We start from the raw sequence: 17,573 nt of genomic DNA on the forward strand, positions 1-17,573 counted from the left end.
GAGACGGCGCCGTGAGCGAACTGGAACCGATGGACTTCGACCGGGCGGACTACCGGACCGTGCTGCGCCGGCTCACCACGCTGGACGAGAAGGCGGCCGAACTGCGCGACGAGGCGCACCGCTGGCACACCGAGCGGCGGCGCGCCGCCGACGCCGCCGTGCGCGACGCCCGGGCCGAGGCCGAGGCGGCCGACGACGCGGTCCGGGCGGCCCAGCGGGATCTGGAACAGGTGGACGCGCGGGCGGCCGGCCTGTGGTCGGAGTTCGTGCACCGGGTCGGGCCGGCCGCGGAACGGTTCGGGCGGACCCTGCCGCCGGCCAGCATCCCCCGCCAGCGCGGCGACGAGGAGCGGCCGCGCGACGCCCGGGACTATCTGGACGAGGTGGAGACGCGGGTCAAGTACACGCCGCCGGCCCGCCCGATCACGTTCGGCACGAAGGTCCTGTTCGTGGTCCTCGGGGTCGCCGGTGGCGTGCTCGGGGCGATCGGCAACGGGGTGGTGCGCAGCACCGGGGAGGCGGCCGGCGGGGACTGGCAGCAGGCCGCCCCGGTGGTGGCCCTGCTGGTGCTGCTGCTCCTGCCGGTGCTGGCGGTGGTGACCGCCAAGCTGGTCACCGACCGCCGGGGCACCGCGCTGGACACCGCGGCGGTGGTGACCGTGCTGGGCACCGGCCTGGCGACCGCGCTGGTGCTGCACGCGGCCGCCCAGCTCGGCCGCTGAACGCCCGGCTGGTTCTCACGGCTGCCTCAACGGCGTAGACAGCCGTGAGAACCAGCCGGGGGTGAGCCTCGGCCCGCGCCGGCCCGTGAGACAGGCGGCGAGCCGGGGCGGGTGGGGGTTGGGCCTCGGCCCGCGCCGGCCCGTGAGACAGCCGGCGAGCCGGGGCGGATGGGGTGGTGCCTCGGGCCCGTGCTCCCGCGTGCGAGTCGCCGGGCCGGGATCCTCAGGGGTTCGGGTTGAGGTCCAGGCGGCGGCGTGCCTCGTCGCGGAGCGCGGCGGGCACGTCGGGGCCGTCGTCGCCGCCGCCGTGCGCCTCGTCGTACTCGTAGTCGCCGGCCGGGGTCTCCGGGTCGCCGGCCCGGCCGTCGTCGTCCGCTGTGTCGGTCATGGATTCCGTTGTACCCGGGTAAGAGGCGGACATGTTGCGGATCGGGACATCGGGATGGCAGTACCGGGACTGGCGGCCCGCGAAGGGCGCCGACGACACCGGGTACCTGTATCCGGGCGGGCTGCCGCAGCGGTCGTGGCTGGTGCACTACGCGGACCGGTTCGGCACCGTGGAGATCAACAACGCGTTCTACCGGCTACCGGAACGCGACACCTTCGCCAAGTGGCGGGACCAGACACCGGACGCGTTCCTGTTCGCGGTGAAGATGAGCCGGTACCTGACGCACATCAAACGGCTGCGGGAGCCCGCCGAGCCGGTGGCCCGGTTCCTGGGCCGGGCCGAGGCGCTCGGCGACAAGCTCGGGCCGGTGCTGCTGCAGCTGCCGCCGACCATGAAGGCCGACCTGGCGGCGCTGGACGAGACGCTCGGGCTGTTCCCCGCAAGCGTCCGGGTGGTGGTGGAGCCGCGGCACGCGACCTGGTTCACCGCCGAGTGCGAGGCGCTGCTGCGCGGGCACGGGGCGGCGCTGTGCTGGGCGGACCGGTGCGGCCGGCCGCTGACGCCGCTGTGGCGGACCGCGGACTTCGGCTATCTGCGGCTGCACGAGGGTGGTGGAAAGCCGTGGCCCCGGTACGGCCGGACGGCTCTGCGGTCCTGGCTGGACCGTGCGGACGGCGTACCGGAGATGTTCGTGTTCTTCAACAACGATCCGGGTGGCGCCGCCGTGATAGACGCGGGCGTGATGGCAGCGGACGCCGCCCGCCGCGGCCTCGAAGCCGGGCCGGTCCCGCGGATCCCGTCCCGGCCGAATTCGTCGGTGAACCCGGCCGGATAAACGTTTGCCCGATAATGCATTGACGGCCCGCCGGCACATTCGGCAGTTATTCCACTGCCGTTGGCGTTACCGAAACGCCGGCGGGTCCGCGTCGTGTCAACTGGCCCGGCGCTCGCGAACCTGCTTGCAGTTCACACACGTGGTGGCCGAGGGGAACACCTCCAGCCGCTCCACCGGAATCGGGTTGGAGCAACCCTCACAGTTCCCGTACGTCCCCTCGTCGAGCCGGTGGAGCGCGTGCTCCGCCTGGGTCCGCCGGTCCAGCAGCGTCCTGATCAGCGAGGTCGCGGCGTCCCGCTCCGCGGTCTTCGACCCGCTGTCGGCCTGGTCGTCGCCGGCCGCGTCGCCGATCTCGACCAGCCGCAGCCGGGTGTTCTGGGCGACAGCCTCTTCGTACTCGGTGTTGAGCTCCTCGAATCGGCCTTGCAGGATCACGCGGATCTGCTCGATCTCCTCGGTCGAACGCAGCCCCTTAGCCGTGCCCGCGCCCTTACCCGCAACAACCGCTCCGTTGACGAGCATGCAGTCCCCCTGCCCTTCACTCAGCCCCAGCCGGTGGCCATCCGCCGGGTCACCCTCGTCCCGGGCCGGCTCGTTATGTGGAGCCGGACGATACCCACCGCCGGTGATCCCAAACGGGACCCCCGCGAAAAAGTAACCGGAGCATAACTGTCAGTGGTCGAAGCCGCCACACACTCGGCGCGCGGGTCTTGTGCCGGGCGTCACGGGGCCACCTCGACGAGTGCCGGCCGGCGCGGGTCGTCGAGGCGTATCACCACGTCAGCGAAGGTCTCCGGGGCCACCTCGGCCGTGTAGCGCCGAAATGCCGGAAGGGTCCACGCTGATTCCGGCGCGGTACGCCGGGCCAGCGCCGCGGCGGACAGCTCAAGGTGGATGGAGAAGTCGAAGTCGAGGCCGGCGCCGAGCAGCAGCGGGCCACTGACCAGCACGATCGCGTTCACCGGCAGCTGCCGGTACGGCGCCCGGGCGGCCCGGTCCACGCCCGCGTCCCACAGTCGTTCGAGGATTCGGCCGGAGCCTTCCGGGCCCGCCGGGGCCAGAACCTCACGGCTGAGCCCGGCCTCGTCGAACCAACCGGTGTAGAACGAGTCCGGATTGGCGTGACCAGCCTCCAGCCGCACCGAGGCGGGGCGGAGGAAATCGCTGGTGGCGACACGTGTGACGGGCCGGCCACGGACCCGCAGCGGGTCGACGAGGGCGTCCGCGAGGCGGCCCGGATCGGCCGCTTCGGCCCCGTCCACCGCCACTCGCAGCCTATTGTCGGATTCCCGACTCGCCAGCCGGGTGGCGAGATCCTCGACCAGGACCTCGAAGGAGATGGGGCGCACTCGCATCGATCCATGATCCCCCGCGGCGCCGTGCGGGCCTCCGCCGAGGCCGGTCGCGACAGGTCTCAATCGTGCGGCAGGATCGCGATGTTGGCGTCGTCGGCCAGCCGGTAACCGACGCCGTAGACCGTGGTGATCAGCGGCAGGGTGTTGCCCAGCTTGAGACGCAGCCGGCGCACGTGCACGTCGACGGTGCGCTCACCGGCCCGCTCGTAACCCCAGACGGCGGCCAGCAACTGCGCCCGGGTGAAGACCCGGCGGGGCCGCTCGGCGAGGTATTGCAGCAGGTCGAACTCGAGACGGGTGAGTGGCAGCGCCGCGCCGTCCAGAAGGGCCTGACGCGACGAGGTGAGCAGCCGCACCTCCGGACCCTCCGGAGCGGCCTCCCCGGCCGTCTCCGGCTCGGTGAGGGCGTCGCCCGGCAGTGCCTGCTCGACGGTCACCGTCCCCTTGCTCAGCTCGACCAGCTCACGGACGGCGGCGAGCAGGCGGTGCGCCTGTGGTGAGACCACGTCACCGGTGAGCGGAATGGCGAGAGTCACGGTCAGCGCGGGCTCGGCGGGCCGGCGGGCGGAACCCCGGCCCGGCCCGGCGGATCGACGATCGGCACGCGGCGACAATGCGCTGACCGGCATTGATTCATCCCCCAGAATTTGCTGCGGCAAGCGAATATGACTGATCACTGTGCGTAAAGCGGGGACGATAATTCCCGCATTCGGGTTCGCGGGTCAAGTCGCCGACCCACACTGTGGGAACAACGTTCCATATTGTCGCGCGTCACACAAATGCATTCCCGGAACGCTTTCTGTCAGCCTCATTAAACGTTGCCGAACGTGGGTAGTGTCCGTACGTGACACACCTGGATGCTGAAACGATCGAATACGCGCACCGGATGTTCGACCTGGCCCGCGACGGCGCCACCGGGGAACTCGCCGCACAGGTGGACGCCGGGCTCCCGGCGAACCTCACCAACGACAAGGGCGACACGCTGCTGATCCTGGCCGCCTATCACAACCACCCGGACACGGTGGCGGCGCTGGTGCGGCGCGGCGCCGACCCGGAGCGGGTCAACGACCGCGGCCAGAGCGCCCTGGCGGCGGCGGTGTTCCGGAAGAACGCGGACACCGTGCGGATCCTGCTCGACGCCGGCGCCGACCCCGCCTCGGCCCTGCCGACGGCGGAGTTCTTCGGGCTGCACGAGATGGTGGAGCTGATGGGGCGCCACCCGGGCGCCCCGTCAGCGAGATCCGAAGAGGTCAGCCGCCCGAGGTGAGGCGGCGGCCGACGGCGGCGATGAGCCGGTCCAGCTCGGAGCCGAACGGGTTGTCGTGCACCAGGTACGTCCAGGTGGCGCTGGGGCGGACGATCTCGGCCCGGTCCGGCTGCCAGCCGTCGGTGAGGTCGACCTCCTCGAAGGTCTCGATGGTCTTCGTCTCGACCTTGGTCAGCAGCTCCTGGAAGGCCGGCACGGCAGCCCGGTGGAACTCGTCCAGCGGGTCCAGCTTGCCCAGCGCGCGCAGGTGGACGCCCTCCCGGACCTCCGACAGGAACGCCAGATGCTCGGCCCACAGCCGGTCCAGGTGGAAGAGGGCGATGGCCCGGGCCGAGTCGGACAGCACGTCCTCGTCGGTCTCCTTGGCCTTCTCCGGCGACTTCTCCAGCAGCATGATCGCCGCGACCTCGGAGGTGAGCAGGCGCTCCCGGCGCTCGGCCAGCAGCAGACGCTGCTGCTCGATGACCACGCTGTAGCGCCAGGTGTTCTTGTGGATCTCGTGGTTGACGCCCTCGGCGACGCGCTGGGCGTGCTCGACCGCGTACTCCACCTGCTTGTCGTGGACAACGCCGTCCATGTCCATCCGCGGCGAGGCGGGCAGGATGTCACCGGCGTGCCGGTGCACCAGCTCGTCCTCCAGGCTGACGAAGAAGACCGAGCGGCCCGGGTCGCCCTGCCGGCCAGCCCGGCCCCGGAGCTGGTCGTCGACGCGGCGGCTGTCGTGCCGGCCGGAGCCGATCACGTACAGCCCGCCGAGCTCGACCACCGCGTCGCGGTCCTTCTCGTCGCTGCCGCCGAGACGGATGTCGACGCCGCGGCCGGCCATCTGGGTGGAGACGGTGACCGCGCCGAGCGCGCCGGCCTCCGCGATGATCGCGGCCTCCTCGGCGTCGTTCTTCGCGTTCAGCACGTTGCAGGGGACGCCGGCCGCCTCGAGCTGGCTCGCCAGCCGCTCGGACGCCTTCACGTCCAGGGTGCCGATCAGCACCGGGCGGCCCGACTCGTGGGCGATCCTGATCTCTTCGACCAGGGCCTCGTCGCGCATGTCGTGCGCCGAGTAGATCCGGTCGTCGTCGTCCTCGCGGATGTTCGGCGTGTTCGGCGGAACCACCGCGACCTCGAGCTTGAAGTACTCCCGCAGCTGCTCGCCGACGTGCACGGCGGTCGCCGTCATGCCGCACACCGTCCGGTAGAGGGCGATGTACGCCTGAACGGTGATGGTGTCGAGGACCTCGCCCTCCTGGGTGGCCGACAGCCCCTCCTTGGCCTCCACCGCCGCCTGCAGGCCGTCCGGCCAGCGGCGGCGCTGGGCGACCCGGCCGCGCATCTCGTCGATCAGCTCGACACCGCCGTTGCGGACGATGTAGTCGACGTCGCGGCGCAGCAGGGCGTGCGCGTGCAGCGCCACGTTCACCGCGGACAGGACCTCGACCTGGTCGTCGGCGTACAGGTCGATGCCGCCGAGCTTCTCCTCGAGGTGCTTGAGGCCGTCCTCGGTGAAGGCGACGCTGCGGCCGTCCTCGGCGACCTCGTAGTGCCTGCCCTTGCGCAGCTCCCGCATCAGCGCGGCGGCGTCGTGCACCGGGTCGCTCTCGGTCGCGATGCTGCCGGCCAGCACCATCGGCACCCGGGCCTCGTCGATCAGGATCGAGTCGGCCTCGTCGACGATCGCGGTGGCGAGGTCGCGCTGCACCCGGTCGGCGACGTCGGTGACCAGCTGGTCGCGCAGGTAGTCGAAACCGGCCTCGCTGACCGAGACGTAGGTGACGTCGGCGGCGTACGCCTCCCGGCGCTCCTCCGGGGTCATCGCCTCGGTGACCGAGGCGACGGTGAGGCCGAGCAGCGTGTAGATCGGCTCCATCCACTCGGCGTCACGACGGGCCAGGTAGTCGTTGACGGTCAGGACGTGCACCGGGCCGTTGCCGAGGCGGGTGTGCCCGTACGCCGCGACGGTGGCGGTGAGGGTCTTGCCCTCACCGGTGGCCATCTCGGCGACCCGCTTGTCGAGCAGCGCCATCGCGCCGAGGAGCTGCACGTCGTACGGCCGCTGACCGATCGCGCGGCGCGCGGCCTCCCGGCCGACGGCGCAGATCTCGACGTAGTCGCTCGCCTCGCGGGCGGCGTCGGTCAGCTCGGCGTCGGTCAGCTCCTTCAGCGCGTCCTCGCGCGCCTCGATCGCGCCGAGCCGCTTCGACAACGGCCCCAGGTCCACCGTCGTGCCCGGACGCTGGAGAAACTTGCGGAACCGGCTCTTCAGCCGCTGCGACACACCCATGGCGGGCAACGGTACTTCATTTTGCCCGCCATCAAGCGCCGGACTCCCGCCGCCTCGTCAGAAGGTGATGACCGCCTGCAGCTCCTGGCGGCGGCGCTCGGCCAGATCCTGCAGGAGAGCGGGCGCCTCCTCGAACGGGACCATGGCCGTGACCAGGTGTTTCCTGATCGCGTCGCCGTCGGCGCGGAGCAGGTCGATGGTGGCCGCGGACAGCCGCTCCCGATCCCACGCGTGTGCGAGGCCGCGCGGCACCCGGCCGATCTGCGCGCACCGTACCGCGAGGCCGTTGTGGTGGAACTCCTCGCCGAGGCGCACCTCGTCCGCGCCGCCCGGATAGAACGCCAGGTCGATCACCGTCCCCTGGGGCCGCAGCAGGCGCAGCGCGAGGTGCAGGGCGGCGGCCTGGCCGCGGCACTGGAAGACGACGTCGGCGCCGCGGTCGCCGTCGGCGTGCCGCCAGCGGGTCTTCAGCACCACCGCGGCGTCGCCGTCGTCCGGGTCGAGGGTCTCCAGGCCCAGCGACTCGGCCACCGCGCGGCGCGACGCGGTCGGGTCCACCACGACCACCGAGGCGGCGCCGTGCAGGCGGGCGAACAGGGCGGTGAGCAGGCCGACCACACCGGCGCCGACGACCGCGACCCGGCAGCCGGAGACACCGTCGGCAAGCGAGCGGACCGCCGGGCCGAACCGGTCGGCGGCGGCGTGCAGCAGGCCGTTGGCGCAGATCGGGCCCATGTGCGCGGCGTAGATGCCGAGCACCGGGTCGAGGCCGGGCGGCAACGGCACCACCCGGTCGCGCAGCGGGTGGCCGTGGTAGCCGGTGCGGTGGCCGTACGTCATCGCGACGACGGTGCCGTCCTTCCACGCCGGTGTCCGGCTGTCCTCGATCCGGGCGACCTCCATGTAGCCGAGGCGGGTCACCGGGTAGGCCTGCTCGGGCGGCCCGCCGAACAGGCCCAGGGCGCCGTCGAAACCGGCGTGCAGGGCCGGGTTGGTGCCTTTCAGGAAGGTCAGCTCGGTGCCGGCGGAGACGCCGCTGAACAGGGTGCGGGCGTGGAAGCCGCCGTCCGGCACGTCCTCGGCGGCGACGTCGGCGATCTCCAGGCGGCCGGGGCCGGCGACGATCAGGTTGCGGTCAGCCACGGGGCGCTCCGCCGGGACGGACGGCACGGCCCTCGGCCGCGGACTGGGCGACGGCGAGAGCGAGCTCGTGGGTGCGCAGCGCTTCGGCGTACGGCACCCGGATGTCGTCCCGGTCACCCCGGACCGCGTCCACGAACGCCTGGTCCACCGCGACGTGCCCGGTCGTGGGCTCGCAGGCGACCGTCTCGGTGTGATCACCGTCACGGATGGCGAGCTCGGTCTCGGTCAGGGCGAGGGCGAGGCCGTCGGCGTACACCTCCAGCCCGGCCCGGTGCTTCCAGCCGAGCACGCAGGTCGCCGCCAGAGTGCCGACCGCTCCGCTGTGGAACCGCAGCACCGCGGTGGTCGCGCCGTCCACGTCGGCGCCCTCGACCGCCGGCGGGGTGCCGTTGCCGTAGGCGAACACCTCGCCCACCTCGCCGGCGAGATGCCGGGCCAGGTCGAGCACGTGCGCGGCCTGCTCGACGACCGGCCCGCCGGAGCGCCCGCCGATCGGCCACCAGGCCACCGGCGGCACCTTGTCCAGCCAGGAGCCGGTGATCAGCCGGATCGGCCGGTCGGCGAGCAGTTCCCGGGCCTTCTCCACCACCGGGAGGTAGCGCCAGTGGTGCCCGACGGCGGTCAGCAGACCGCGTTCCGCCACCAGCGATGAGATTTCGGTCGCTATGCCGTGATTGATAGCGATGGGTTTTTCCACGAACATCGGTAGGCCGGCGGCCACGACGGCCCGCTCGGCGTCACCGTGGGCGAACGGCGGAACGCACACGTAGATCGCGTCCGGGCCGGAGTCGATCAGATCGGCGACCGAGTCGTACACCTTGCTCCCGTGCTCGCCGGCGAGCCGTCCGGCGGCCTCGGCCACCACGTCCGTCACGCCGCTCACCTGCACGTCCGGCAGTCCGGACAGCACCCGGGCATGCCGGGCCGCCACCCCGCCCGCACCGATCAGACCGATTCTCGTCATCGACATCCGCTCCCCTGTCCCCACCGGGCCGTTACAACGGCCGGTTCTGTATCCGGTCGCCGCGATCCCAAACTCCTTTCATCGACAGTGACCGTCTCGTCACGTTCCGGAAAGATTGATTCGGGTCGTCCCTGGGCAATGCCGACCGCGCCGGAAGATCGCGAACTTGGGGGTAAGCCGATGTGGCATTCGCATTCGACCGTCTCACCCGTGGTGGAGGCGTGGACGACCTACCGGACCGGCAACGCCGGCCAGTGGACGCCACGTGACCTGCTCGCCGCGAAGGGCACGACCAAGGTGAGCGTGGTGATCCCGGCCCGCGACGAACAGGCCACGATCGGCGCCATCGTCGCCACGATCCGCCGGGACCTGGTCGAGCAGGTCCCGCTGGTGGACGAGATCCTGGTGGTCGACTCCCGCTCCACCGACGCCACCGCGGCGGTGGCCCGCCGGGCCGGCGCCCGGGTGGTCAGCCAGGACCGGATGACCAGCGGACTGCCCCGGATGGAGGGCAAGGGTGACGCGCTGTGGGCCGGGCTGGCGGCCAGCAGCGGGGACGTGGTCGCCTTCGTCGACGGTGACCTGCACGAGTTCTCCTCGCACTTCGTCACCGGACTGCTCGGGCCACTGCTCACCGACCCGGGCGTCGAGTTCGTCAAGGGCTTCTACCACCGGCCGCTGAACGGGCCGGTCAGCGTGGAGACCGACGGCGGCGGCCGGGTCACCGAACTGTGCGCGCGCCCGCTGCTGAACCTCTTCTTCCCGGAGCTGTCCGGATTCGTGCAGCCGCTGGCCGGCGAGTACGCCGGCCGCCGCAGCACCCTGGAGCGCATCCCGTTCGTCTCCGGGTACGGCGTGGAGATCGGCATGCTGATCGACCTGGTGGACCTGGTCGGGCTGGACGCCCTCGCCCAGGTCGACCTGGGCGAGCGCAAGCACCGGCACCAGGGCACCGAGGCCCTCGGCCGGATGTCCGCGCAGATCATGACGACCGCCTGGTCGCGGATGCACCGGCGCGGCCTGGCCACCGAGGCGCTGCCGCCGTCGAGCCTGCTCACCCAGTTCCGCCGGGGCGGCCAGGACGCCCTGCCGAACCTGGACCGGCAGATCGCCGTCACCGACATCGTGGTGACCGAACGGCCGCCGCTGGCCTCCCTCGACCTGTCGGTGGCCGCCTGATGCGCGTCCTCATGAACGCGGGACCGTGGCTGCCGGTCCCGCCGGTCGGGTACGGCGGCATCGAGAACATCGTCGCCAGCCTCGTCCCGGAGCTGCGCAGACTCGGCGTCGAGGTGGTCCTCGCCAGCGTCGGCGAGAGCACGATCGAGGCCGACGACCGGGTGACGGTCTTCGAGACCGGGCAGTTCGCGCACATCCAGCGTCCGTACAACCAGGTCATGGGCGTGGTGCAGGCGCACCAGCACGCGGTGCTGCGGGCCGCGCAGCGCGGCGACATCGACGTCGTCCACGATCACGTCGAGGCCGCCGGGCTGGTCAGCATGGCCGCGCTCGGCACCGACGCTCCCCCCGCCCTGCACACCCTGCACTGGGACCTGCGCAAACACCCCGAGCTGTACGGCACGTTCGACGGCGGTGACCGGGTCCGGGTCAACGGGGTGTCGGCGGCGCAGCTGGCCCGGGCCCCGCAGGCGCTGCGCGACCACGCGATCGGGCACGTGCACCTGTCCACGCCACTGGCCGCCGAGCCGCTGCCGGACACCCCGCGCGGGCCGTACGCCGTGGTCCTGGGCCGGATCTTCCCCGGCAAGGGGCAGGATCTGGCGGCCCGGCTGGCGCACGAGGCCGGGTTCGATCTGATCCTGGCGGGGCCGGTCGGCCCGTACCAGAACGCGGCGGCCCTGGCCGGCGCCGACCCCGACAATCCGGACGTGCGTTTCTGGCACGAGAAGGTGGCGCCGCACGTCGACGGGGTCCGGGTGCGCTGGATCGGCACCGTCACCGGCCGGGACCGGGACCTGCTGGTGGCCGGCGCCCGGGTCGCCCTCTTCCCGCTGCGCTGGGAGGAGCCGGGCGGCACCGCGGTGGTCGAGTCGCTCGCGCTCGGCACCCCGGTCGTCGGCATCGCCCGCGGCTGCCTGCCCGAGCTGATCGAGGAGGGGCACACCGGGCTGCTGACCGGCGACGAGGAGGCGCTCGGCGATCTCGTGCACAAGGCCACCGCCATCGATCCGGCGGCCTGCCGGGCCGAGGCCGAACGCCGTTTCACCCCGGCCGTGATGGCCGAGGCCTACCTGAAGCTGTACGAACGGCTCCGCTGACGTTTGTCACCGGCGGGCGGCGGGCAGTGTGTGTGCCTGACGTCCGCCGGGCGTCGCCGCCCGCACGGTTCCCCGGAAGGGAGGGCCATGGCCAGCCAGCTCGTCTGCCGGCCGGAACAGGACCTTCCGGTCGCGGTCCTGACGGTCAGCGGGACCCTCGACCGGGTCACCGGTGGCGCGCTCGGCGCGGCGGTGCGCCGCAGCCTGTCCGCGCAGCCGCTGCGGGTGCTGCTCGACTGCACCCGATTACGCGTCGCCGATCCGCTCGGGCTGACCGTCCTGGCGGACGTGGTCTGCCAGGCCCAGGAGTTCCCGGCGGCGCCGATCGTGGTGTGCGGCGCCGACCCGCGGACCCGCGAGGCGCTGGCCGCCGCGCCCGGCTGCGCCGGTCTCCACCTGGCCGGGGACTGCGCCGAGACGCTCGCCCGGGCGCGGGCCGAGGCCGCCGAGCAGAATCCCACCGCCGATGTACGGGTACGCCTGCGCCCCGTCCCCGAAGCCTGCCGGCAGGTCCGCCACCTGGTCGCGCAGACCTGCACCGCCTGGCACCGCGCCGACATCACCGCCACCACCGCCCTGGTCGCCACCGAACTGGTGGCCAACGTGGTCCGGCACGCGCACACCACCATGGATTTCACCCTGCGGCTGCGCAACGGCCGGATGATCATGGCCGTCCGTGATCACAGCCGCCGGATGCCCCGCACCCTCGACCCGGACGTCACCGACGCGGGTGGCCGCGGTCTGCGCCTGGTGCGTGACCTCACCGACGCGTGGGGTGTCCTCCCCGTCCCCGACGGCAAGGTCGTGTGGACCCAGCTCGCCGCCGGAGCAGCCGTGTGACCCCGGCGCGCCGGGACATGGTCGCCGTCGGCGCCTCCGCCGGCGGCGTGCAGGCCCTGTGCGCGCTGGCCGGCGGCCTGCCCGCCGGCTACCCCGGCGCCCTGCTGGTGGTGCTGCACGTGTCCCGGGCCGCGCCGAGCGCGCTGCCGGCCATCCTGTCCCGCAGCGGCCCGCTGCCGGCCCAGACCGCCCGCGACGGCGAGCGGGTGCTCGCCGGCCGGATCTACGTCGCCCCGAGCGATCACCATCTCCTCCTGCTGGGCGGCCACCTCCGCCTCAGCCACGGGCCCGCGGAGAACTGTCACCGGCCCGCCGTCGACCCGCTGTTCCGCTCGGTGGCGCGAGCCGCCGGCCACCGGGCGATCGGGGTGGTGCTGTCCGGCTCCCGCGACGACGGCGCGGCCGGGCTGGCCGCGGTCGCCGCCCGCGGCGGGGTCACCGTGGTGCAGGACCCGGAGGACGCGCTGCACCCGAGCATGCCCCGGGCGGCGATGAAGGCGGTCCGGCCGGATCACACCGTCCCGGCGGCCGAGATCGGCGCGCTGCTGGCCGCGATCACCGCGGAGCCGCTGCCACCGGATGCGGGCGCCGGCCGTCTTCCCGCGCCGGCCGGTCTCGGCTGCCCGAGCTGCGGCGGCCTCCTCCCGCTCGACGATCGGCCGCTGCCCCGGTTGGTGTGCCCCGCCGGGCACGCCTGGTCGCCGGAGAGCCTCCTGACGGAACAGTCGGAAGTCCTGGACGGCGCGCTGCGGACGGCGTTGCGCGCACTCCAGGACAGGGCCGATCTGGGCCGCCGGATGGCCGGCGGCCACGACGAGCGGCTTCACCGGCTGGCCGACGACGCCGAGTCGGCGGCGGGCACACTCCGGCACCTCATCGCCCGTCTCGGTGCGACCACCGCCGAGTGACGTACGGTAGCGTTCCGGAGCGTGCAACCGACCGACCCCCACTTCGAGGCGCTCCTGGCGTACTTGAAGGAATCCCGTGGCTTCGACTTCACCGGTTACAAGAGGTCCAGCCTCATGCGGCGGGTCGACCGGCGGATGAGCCAGGTGGACGCCGTCGGCTACCCGGAGTACCTCGACCATCTCCAGGTTCACCCGGACGAGTTCACCGCGCTCTTCAACACCATCCTGATCAACGTGACCGCGTTCTTCCGCGACGCCGAAGCCTGGGAGTACCTGCGGGCCGACGTGCTGGAGCCGATGGTGGCCGCCAAGTCGCCGGACTCGCTGCTCCGGGTCTGGTCGGCCGGGTGCGCGTCCGGCGAGGAGGCGTACACCCTCGCCATGCTCCTGGCCGAGATGCTCGGCATCGACCGGTTCAAGGAACGCGTCAAGATCTACGCCACGGACGTCGACGAGGAACGGCTCGACGAGGCCCGGCAGGCGACGTACGGCGAACGCGACGTCCAGGGCCTCCCCCCGGAGCTCGTCGAACGGTACTTCGAGCAGTCCGGCGGGCGGTACACGTTCCGCAAGGACCTGCGCCGCTCGGTCATCTTCGGCCGCAACGACCTGGTGCAGGACGCCCCGATCTCCCGGATCGACCTGCTCACCTGCCGCAACACGCTGATGTACTTCAACGCCGAGACACAGGCGAAGATCCTCGGCCGGTTCCACTTCGCCCTCGCCGAGACCGGGGTGCTCTTCCTCGGCAAGGCCGAGATGCTGCTCAGCCACAGCGCCCTGTTCACCCCGATCGACCTGAAACGGCGGGTCTTCCGGCGGGTGCCCCGGCTCTACGTCGCCCCCGGCGTCGTCTTCACCGACCCGCCGTCGTCCGACGCCACCACCGTCGCCGGCCTCGACGAACTGCGCAACGAGGCCCTCGCGGCGAGCCCGCTCGCTCAGCTGGCGCTCACCTCGGACGGTCTCGTCGCGCTGTCCAACCGGCAGATGGACAAGATCTTCGGGGTGTCGTCGCGGGACATCGGCCGCCCGTTCCGCGACCTGGACCTCTCCTACCGGCCGGTCGAGCTGCGCCGCTACATCGAACAGGCCCAGCTCGAACGGCGTACCCTGCGCGTCACCGACGTCGAATACCAGCGCGGCTCCGAGACCACCCACCTGGACGTGCAGATCAGCCCGCTCAGCGGCGCCGACGGCAGCCTGCTCGGCATCAACCTGATCTTCCACGACATGACGGCGAGCCGGAGCCTGCAGGAGGACCTGGAACACGCCAACCAGCAGCTCGAAGCCGCGTACGAGGAACTCCAGTCGACGAACGAGGAACTGGAGACCACCAACGAGGAGCTGCAATCCACGGTGGAGGAGCTGGAGACCACCAACGAGGAGCTCCAGTCCACCAACGAAGAGCTGGAGACGATGAACGAGGAGCTCCAGTCCACCAACGACGAGCTCCAGAGCATCAACGACCAGCTGCGGATCAGCACCAGCCGCCTGGACGAGGCCGACGCCTTCCTGGAGACCGTGCTGACCAGCCTGGAAGCCGGGGTCGCGGTGGTCGACCCGGACCTGCGGATCCGGATGTGGAACCGGCACGCCGAGGACCTGTGGGGGCTGCGCTCCAGCGAGGTGATCGGCCAGCACTTCCTCAACCTCGACATCGGGCTGCCCATCGACCGGATCCGCCCGCTGCTGCGCGGCGCGCTCGGCCAGGACGGCGAGTCCGGCGACGTCCGGCTCGACGCGGTCAACCGGCGAGGGCGCGGCGTCACCGTACGGGTGGCGTGCACCCCGCTGCGCCGGCTGGACGGGCTCGCCGCCGGAGGAGAGGGGGCCATCATCGTGATGGAGACGGCCTGACACTCCGTCCCCGGCCCGGCGTTCCACCCTCGGTCCGGGTACCCTCCCCGGCCGGACGTTCCGCCCCGGCTGAGTTTCCATCCCTGGCTGGACGTTTCATCCCCGGCTGGACAGGGAAGCCCACGTCGAGCAGAAGGGCGATCCCATGTCGATCCGATGCGAGACCCATGGCGACGGCACCAACCTGACCGCCACGGTGTCCGGCCGGCTCACGCTGACCGACGTCGTGTCGCTGCGTGACAGCCTGCTCAAATGCCTCGCCGAACAACCCGACGCGCTGCTCATCGACCTGGCCCGGCTGGAGGTCGACCAGCCGCTCGCCCTGTCGGTCTTCACCGTGGTGCTGCGCCAGGCGGCCCGCTGGCCCGGCACCCCGGTCCTGCTCTGCGGCCCCACCCCGGCCACCCGCCGGCACCTCGTCATCGGAGCGCACCAGCGGCTGCCGCTCTTCGCCGGAATCGCGGAGGCGCTCGCCCAGGTGCACAACGAACGGATCACCGTGCCGTCGTTGAACGAACAACTGCTTCCCCTCAGCGGCGCGCCCCGGCACGCCCGGGACGTGGCCACCGAAGCCTGCCTGCGCTGGGACCTGCCCGACCTGGTCGGGGCGGCCAGCCTGATCGCCAACGAGCTGGTGGCGAACGTCGTCGACCACGCCGGCACGATGATGACGTTGCACCTGTCGCTACGGGCCCGCCATCTCAACATCGCCGTACGGGACGGATCACCGGCGCTCCCGGTGCCGCCGGTCGACGTCAACCCGGACTCGCTCGGCGGGCGCGGGCTGCTGCTGATCAACGAGCTGGCGTCCGCCTGGGGTTGTCTGCCGTCCGCCGACGGCAAGGTGGTGTGGGCGGCGATCCGCCGCCCCTAGATCCGTTGCGGGCCTCGCGGCCCGCGGTCATGCCCGGCGCAGGACGCCCGCCAGGCCGGAGACCGCCAGGATCCGTGCGACGTACGCCTGAGCGCCCGTCACGCCGAACTCCACCCCGGCCGCCGTCGCGGTCTGCCCGGCGTCCAGCAGCACCGCCACGCCGGCCGCGTCCACCAGCGGCACCGCCGACAGGTCCACCACCACCGACGTCGCCCGGTCCCCGGCGTTCGCGTGACCCGGGCCGGTCCCCCCGGCGTTCGCGTGTCCCGGGCCGGTCCCCCCGGCGTTCGCGTGTCCCGGGCCGGTCCCCCCGGTGATCGCGTGCCGCAGGCCGGTCCGCAGCCGCTCCGCGGTGTCCCGGTCCACCTCGCCGCGCACCCGCACCCGCAGGACGCCGCCCTCCCGCGTCACCGACACCTGCATCCCGGTGCGCTCGCCGCGGGCGTCGCCCTCCCAGTGCTGCGGGATGTCGCTGAGCATCGCCTCCCGCAACCAGGCCAGCGCCCGGCTCAGCAGCCGCGACACGTGCATCTGCGAGATGCCCAACTCGGCGGCGATCTCGGCCTGGGTGCGGTTGCCGTAGAACCGCATCGCCAGCATCCGCCGCTCCCGGGCCGGCATGCGCAACAGCAGATCGGTGACGGTCAGCTTGTCGGTCACCGACTCCAGATCGTCGTCGACGCCGCCGAGCAGATCCCCGAACTCGGCCGTGCCCTCCCCGGCGACCGGCGCGTTCAGCGAGGCCGGCGTGTAACCCGCCGCCGACTCGACCGCCTCCAGCACCGCCGCCTCGCTCACCCCGAGCCGGTCCGCCAACTCTCCCGCCGTCGGCGTCCGCGCCAGCACGCCGGTCAGGATCATCGAGGCGTGCCCGACCTCCAGGCTCAGGTCCTGCACCCGGCGCGGCACGTGCACGCCCCAGGTACGGTCCCGGAAGTGCCGTTTCAGCTCACCCGAGATGGTGATCACCGCATAGGCGGTGAAGGAGCCGCGCTCCGGATCATAGCGATCGACGGCTTTGATCAGACCCAGCCGTGCGACCTGCTCCAGATCCTCCAGGTACTCCCCGCGGCCACGATAGCGGCGGGCGAGCCGGCCGGCGAACGGCAGACAGTAACGGACCAGGTCCTCCCGGAGCGCCTCGGCCTCGGCATCCGACGCCCCGGCACGGCGTGCCGCGAACTCCAGCGCCGCCGCGTCGAGATCCTCGAGCGCGCTCTCGGCAGCCTCACCGGCGTGACCTCGCGCGGGCATGTCACCCCTTCCGGCAACGATCCTCCGGGCAGCATGAGCCGTGACCGGTAACGATCCTCCGGGCAGCATCAGCCGTGACGGAGAATCTCCCTGTCCAGAGACGCTACTGCCCGCAAGCCCCTCACCTCAAACACATCCACGAACGCCGACCCGGTTTCGCCTGCTGCCACCCACCCGCGGCGGCCGGCCGTCCCCGGAAGCCGGCATCCCCCGAGCCGGACACCTCCTGCCGTCCCAGCGTCCGGCGTCCTGCCGTCCTCGCGTCTGCCGTCCGGCGCCTTGCCGTCCTCGCGTCTGCCGAACGGTACAAAAGCCGTGAACAACCCCACGGCAAGACCACCGCCCGATCCCTCGATCGAGCCCCGTGATGAAGCCGTGGGCGGGTCAGTGAGAGCCGCGGGAGGGTAGGCCGCTGGGTGCGATAGAAGGGTCCTCCAAGGCTTCCGGGACGGCGGCCGGGGCGGGGCGCGCGGAGCCACTCCCCGAGCGGGCCGGAAGACCGGACGGGACGTTCTCGTCATCGGTCGGCGCGCCGTCGTTCGCGGATGCGCTCGCCGCCGCGGGGCGCCCGATCGGTGCGGTCGCCGACTGGGTGCCGGAGATCGGGGC

17 protein-coding genes are annotated in these 17,573 nt (G+C 72.4%); 9 read left to right on the forward strand and 8 right to left on the reverse strand.

Annotated features, from left to right (window positions below; genetic code table 11):
• Positions 1–11 precede the first annotated feature (11 nt).
• Positions 12–722: a hypothetical protein gene (locus Aut01nite_RS44190; RefSeq protein WP_043529147.1), complete on the forward strand. Its 711-nt coding sequence runs from the start codon at positions 12–14 to the stop codon at positions 720–722.
• Between the two features lie 223 nt (positions 723–945).
• Here Aut01nite_RS44190 and Aut01nite_RS03385 read toward each other — a convergent pair whose 3' ends face one another.
• Complete coding sequence (locus Aut01nite_RS03385) at positions 946–1,110, reverse strand: hypothetical protein (protein WP_161790705.1); 165 nt, start codon at positions 1,108–1,110, stop codon at positions 946–948.
• 31 nt (positions 1,111–1,141) lie between these two features.
• Here Aut01nite_RS03385 and Aut01nite_RS03390 point away from each other — a divergent pair, with 31 nt between their 5' ends.
• Entirely contained in the window at positions 1,142–1,945 is an 804-nt protein-coding gene (locus tag Aut01nite_RS03390) for a DUF72 domain-containing protein (protein WP_043529149.1), read from the forward strand.
• 96 nt (positions 1,946–2,041) lie between these two features.
• Here Aut01nite_RS03390 and Aut01nite_RS03395 read toward each other — a convergent pair whose 3' ends face one another.
• The 3 genes from Aut01nite_RS03395 to Aut01nite_RS03405 form a co-directional block, all read right to left on the reverse strand.
• Positions 2,042–2,467 (reverse strand): TraR/DksA family transcriptional regulator, encoded by a 426-nt coding sequence (locus Aut01nite_RS03395; protein WP_052164211.1) that lies wholly within the window; start codon positions 2,465–2,467, stop codon positions 2,042–2,044.
• Positions 2,468–2,667: 200 nt separating this feature from the next.
• A complete protein-coding gene (locus Aut01nite_RS03400; RefSeq protein WP_043529151.1) occupies positions 2,668–3,300 on the reverse strand; it encodes a nucleoside/nucleotide kinase family protein in 633 nt (210 codons plus the stop codon).
• A gap of 59 nt (positions 3,301–3,359) precedes the next feature.
• Positions 3,360–3,929, reverse strand: coding sequence for a winged helix-turn-helix domain-containing protein (locus tag Aut01nite_RS03405; RefSeq protein WP_043529153.1), 570 nt, complete (start codon positions 3,927–3,929; stop codon positions 3,360–3,362).
• Between the two features lie 257 nt (positions 3,930–4,186).
• Here Aut01nite_RS03405 and Aut01nite_RS03410 point away from each other — a divergent pair, with 257 nt between their 5' ends.
• Positions 4,187–4,567, forward strand: a complete 381-nt coding sequence (locus tag Aut01nite_RS03410) for an ankyrin repeat domain-containing protein (protein ID WP_052164212.1) — start codon at positions 4,187–4,189, stop codon at positions 4,565–4,567.
• Here Aut01nite_RS03410 and secA2 read toward each other — a convergent pair.
• From secA2 to Aut01nite_RS03425, 3 genes are read right to left on the reverse strand one after another with little or no spacing between them, the layout of a single operon-like run.
• Positions 4,551–6,842 carry an accessory Sec system translocase SecA2 gene (gene secA2 / locus Aut01nite_RS03415; protein WP_043529156.1) on the reverse strand — a complete coding sequence of 764 codons (2,292 nt, stop codon included), beginning with the start codon at positions 6,840–6,842 and terminating at the stop codon, positions 4,551–4,553. The genes Aut01nite_RS03410 and secA2 overlap by 17 nt on opposite strands.
• 57 nt (positions 6,843–6,899) lie before the next feature.
• Positions 6,900–7,985, reverse strand: a complete 1,086-nt coding sequence (locus tag Aut01nite_RS03420; protein ID WP_043529205.1) for a zinc-dependent alcohol dehydrogenase — start codon at positions 7,983–7,985, stop codon at positions 6,900–6,902.
• Positions 7,978–8,955: a Gfo/Idh/MocA family protein gene (locus tag Aut01nite_RS03425; protein WP_043529158.1), complete on the reverse strand. Its 978-nt coding sequence runs from the start codon at positions 8,953–8,955 to the stop codon at positions 7,978–7,980. Before Aut01nite_RS03425 ends, Aut01nite_RS03420 begins: the two co-directional genes overlap by 8 nt.
• Positions 8,956–9,129: 174 nt before the next feature.
• Between Aut01nite_RS03425 and Aut01nite_RS03430 the strand changes: the two genes are divergently transcribed.
• The 6 genes from Aut01nite_RS03430 to Aut01nite_RS03455 all read left to right on the forward strand — a co-directional run bounded on the left by Aut01nite_RS03430 (position 9,130) and on the right by Aut01nite_RS03455 (position 15,710).
• Positions 9,130–10,128: a glucosyl-3-phosphoglycerate synthase gene (locus tag Aut01nite_RS03430; RefSeq protein WP_043529160.1), complete on the forward strand. Its 999-nt coding sequence runs from the start codon at positions 9,130–9,132 to the stop codon at positions 10,126–10,128.
• On the forward strand, positions 10,128–11,228 hold the full coding sequence (locus Aut01nite_RS03435) for a glycosyltransferase (protein ID WP_043529162.1): 1,101 nt from the start codon (positions 10,128–10,130) through the stop codon (positions 11,226–11,228). The genes Aut01nite_RS03430 and Aut01nite_RS03435 overlap by 1 nt, the downstream gene beginning before the upstream one ends.
• Positions 11,229–11,315: 87 nt before the next feature.
• Positions 11,316–12,068 (forward strand): ATP-binding protein, encoded by a 753-nt coding sequence (locus Aut01nite_RS44195; RefSeq protein WP_043529164.1) that lies wholly within the window; start codon positions 11,316–11,318, stop codon positions 12,066–12,068.
• Positions 12,065–12,976, forward strand: a complete 912-nt coding sequence (locus Aut01nite_RS03445; protein WP_236642960.1) for a chemotaxis protein CheB — start codon at positions 12,065–12,067, stop codon at positions 12,974–12,976. The genes Aut01nite_RS44195 and Aut01nite_RS03445 overlap by 4 nt, the downstream gene beginning before the upstream one ends.
• A gap of 21 nt (positions 12,977–12,997) precedes the next feature.
• A complete protein-coding gene (locus Aut01nite_RS03450; RefSeq protein ID WP_043529166.1) occupies positions 12,998–14,836 on the forward strand; it encodes a CheR family methyltransferase in 1,839 nt (612 codons plus the stop codon).
• Positions 14,837–14,981: 145 nt separating this feature from the next.
• Complete coding sequence (locus tag Aut01nite_RS03455) at positions 14,982–15,710, forward strand: ATP-binding protein (protein WP_043529168.1); 729 nt, start codon at positions 14,982–14,984, stop codon at positions 15,708–15,710.
• Positions 15,711–15,737: 27 nt separating this feature from the next.
• Here the strand turns inward: Aut01nite_RS03455 and Aut01nite_RS03460 are convergent, their stop codons facing one another.
• The gene (locus Aut01nite_RS03460) at positions 15,738–16,964 is read right to left on the reverse strand and encodes a SigB/SigF/SigG family RNA polymerase sigma factor (protein WP_204037427.1); all 1,227 of its coding nucleotides are present in this window, start codon (positions 16,962–16,964) and stop codon (positions 15,738–15,740) included.
• Positions 16,965–17,573: the final 609 nt, after the last annotated feature.

The organism is Actinoplanes utahensis (genome assembly GCF_016862455.1).
Lineage (GTDB): Bacteria > Actinomycetota > Actinomycetes > Mycobacteriales > Micromonosporaceae > Actinoplanes > Actinoplanes utahensis.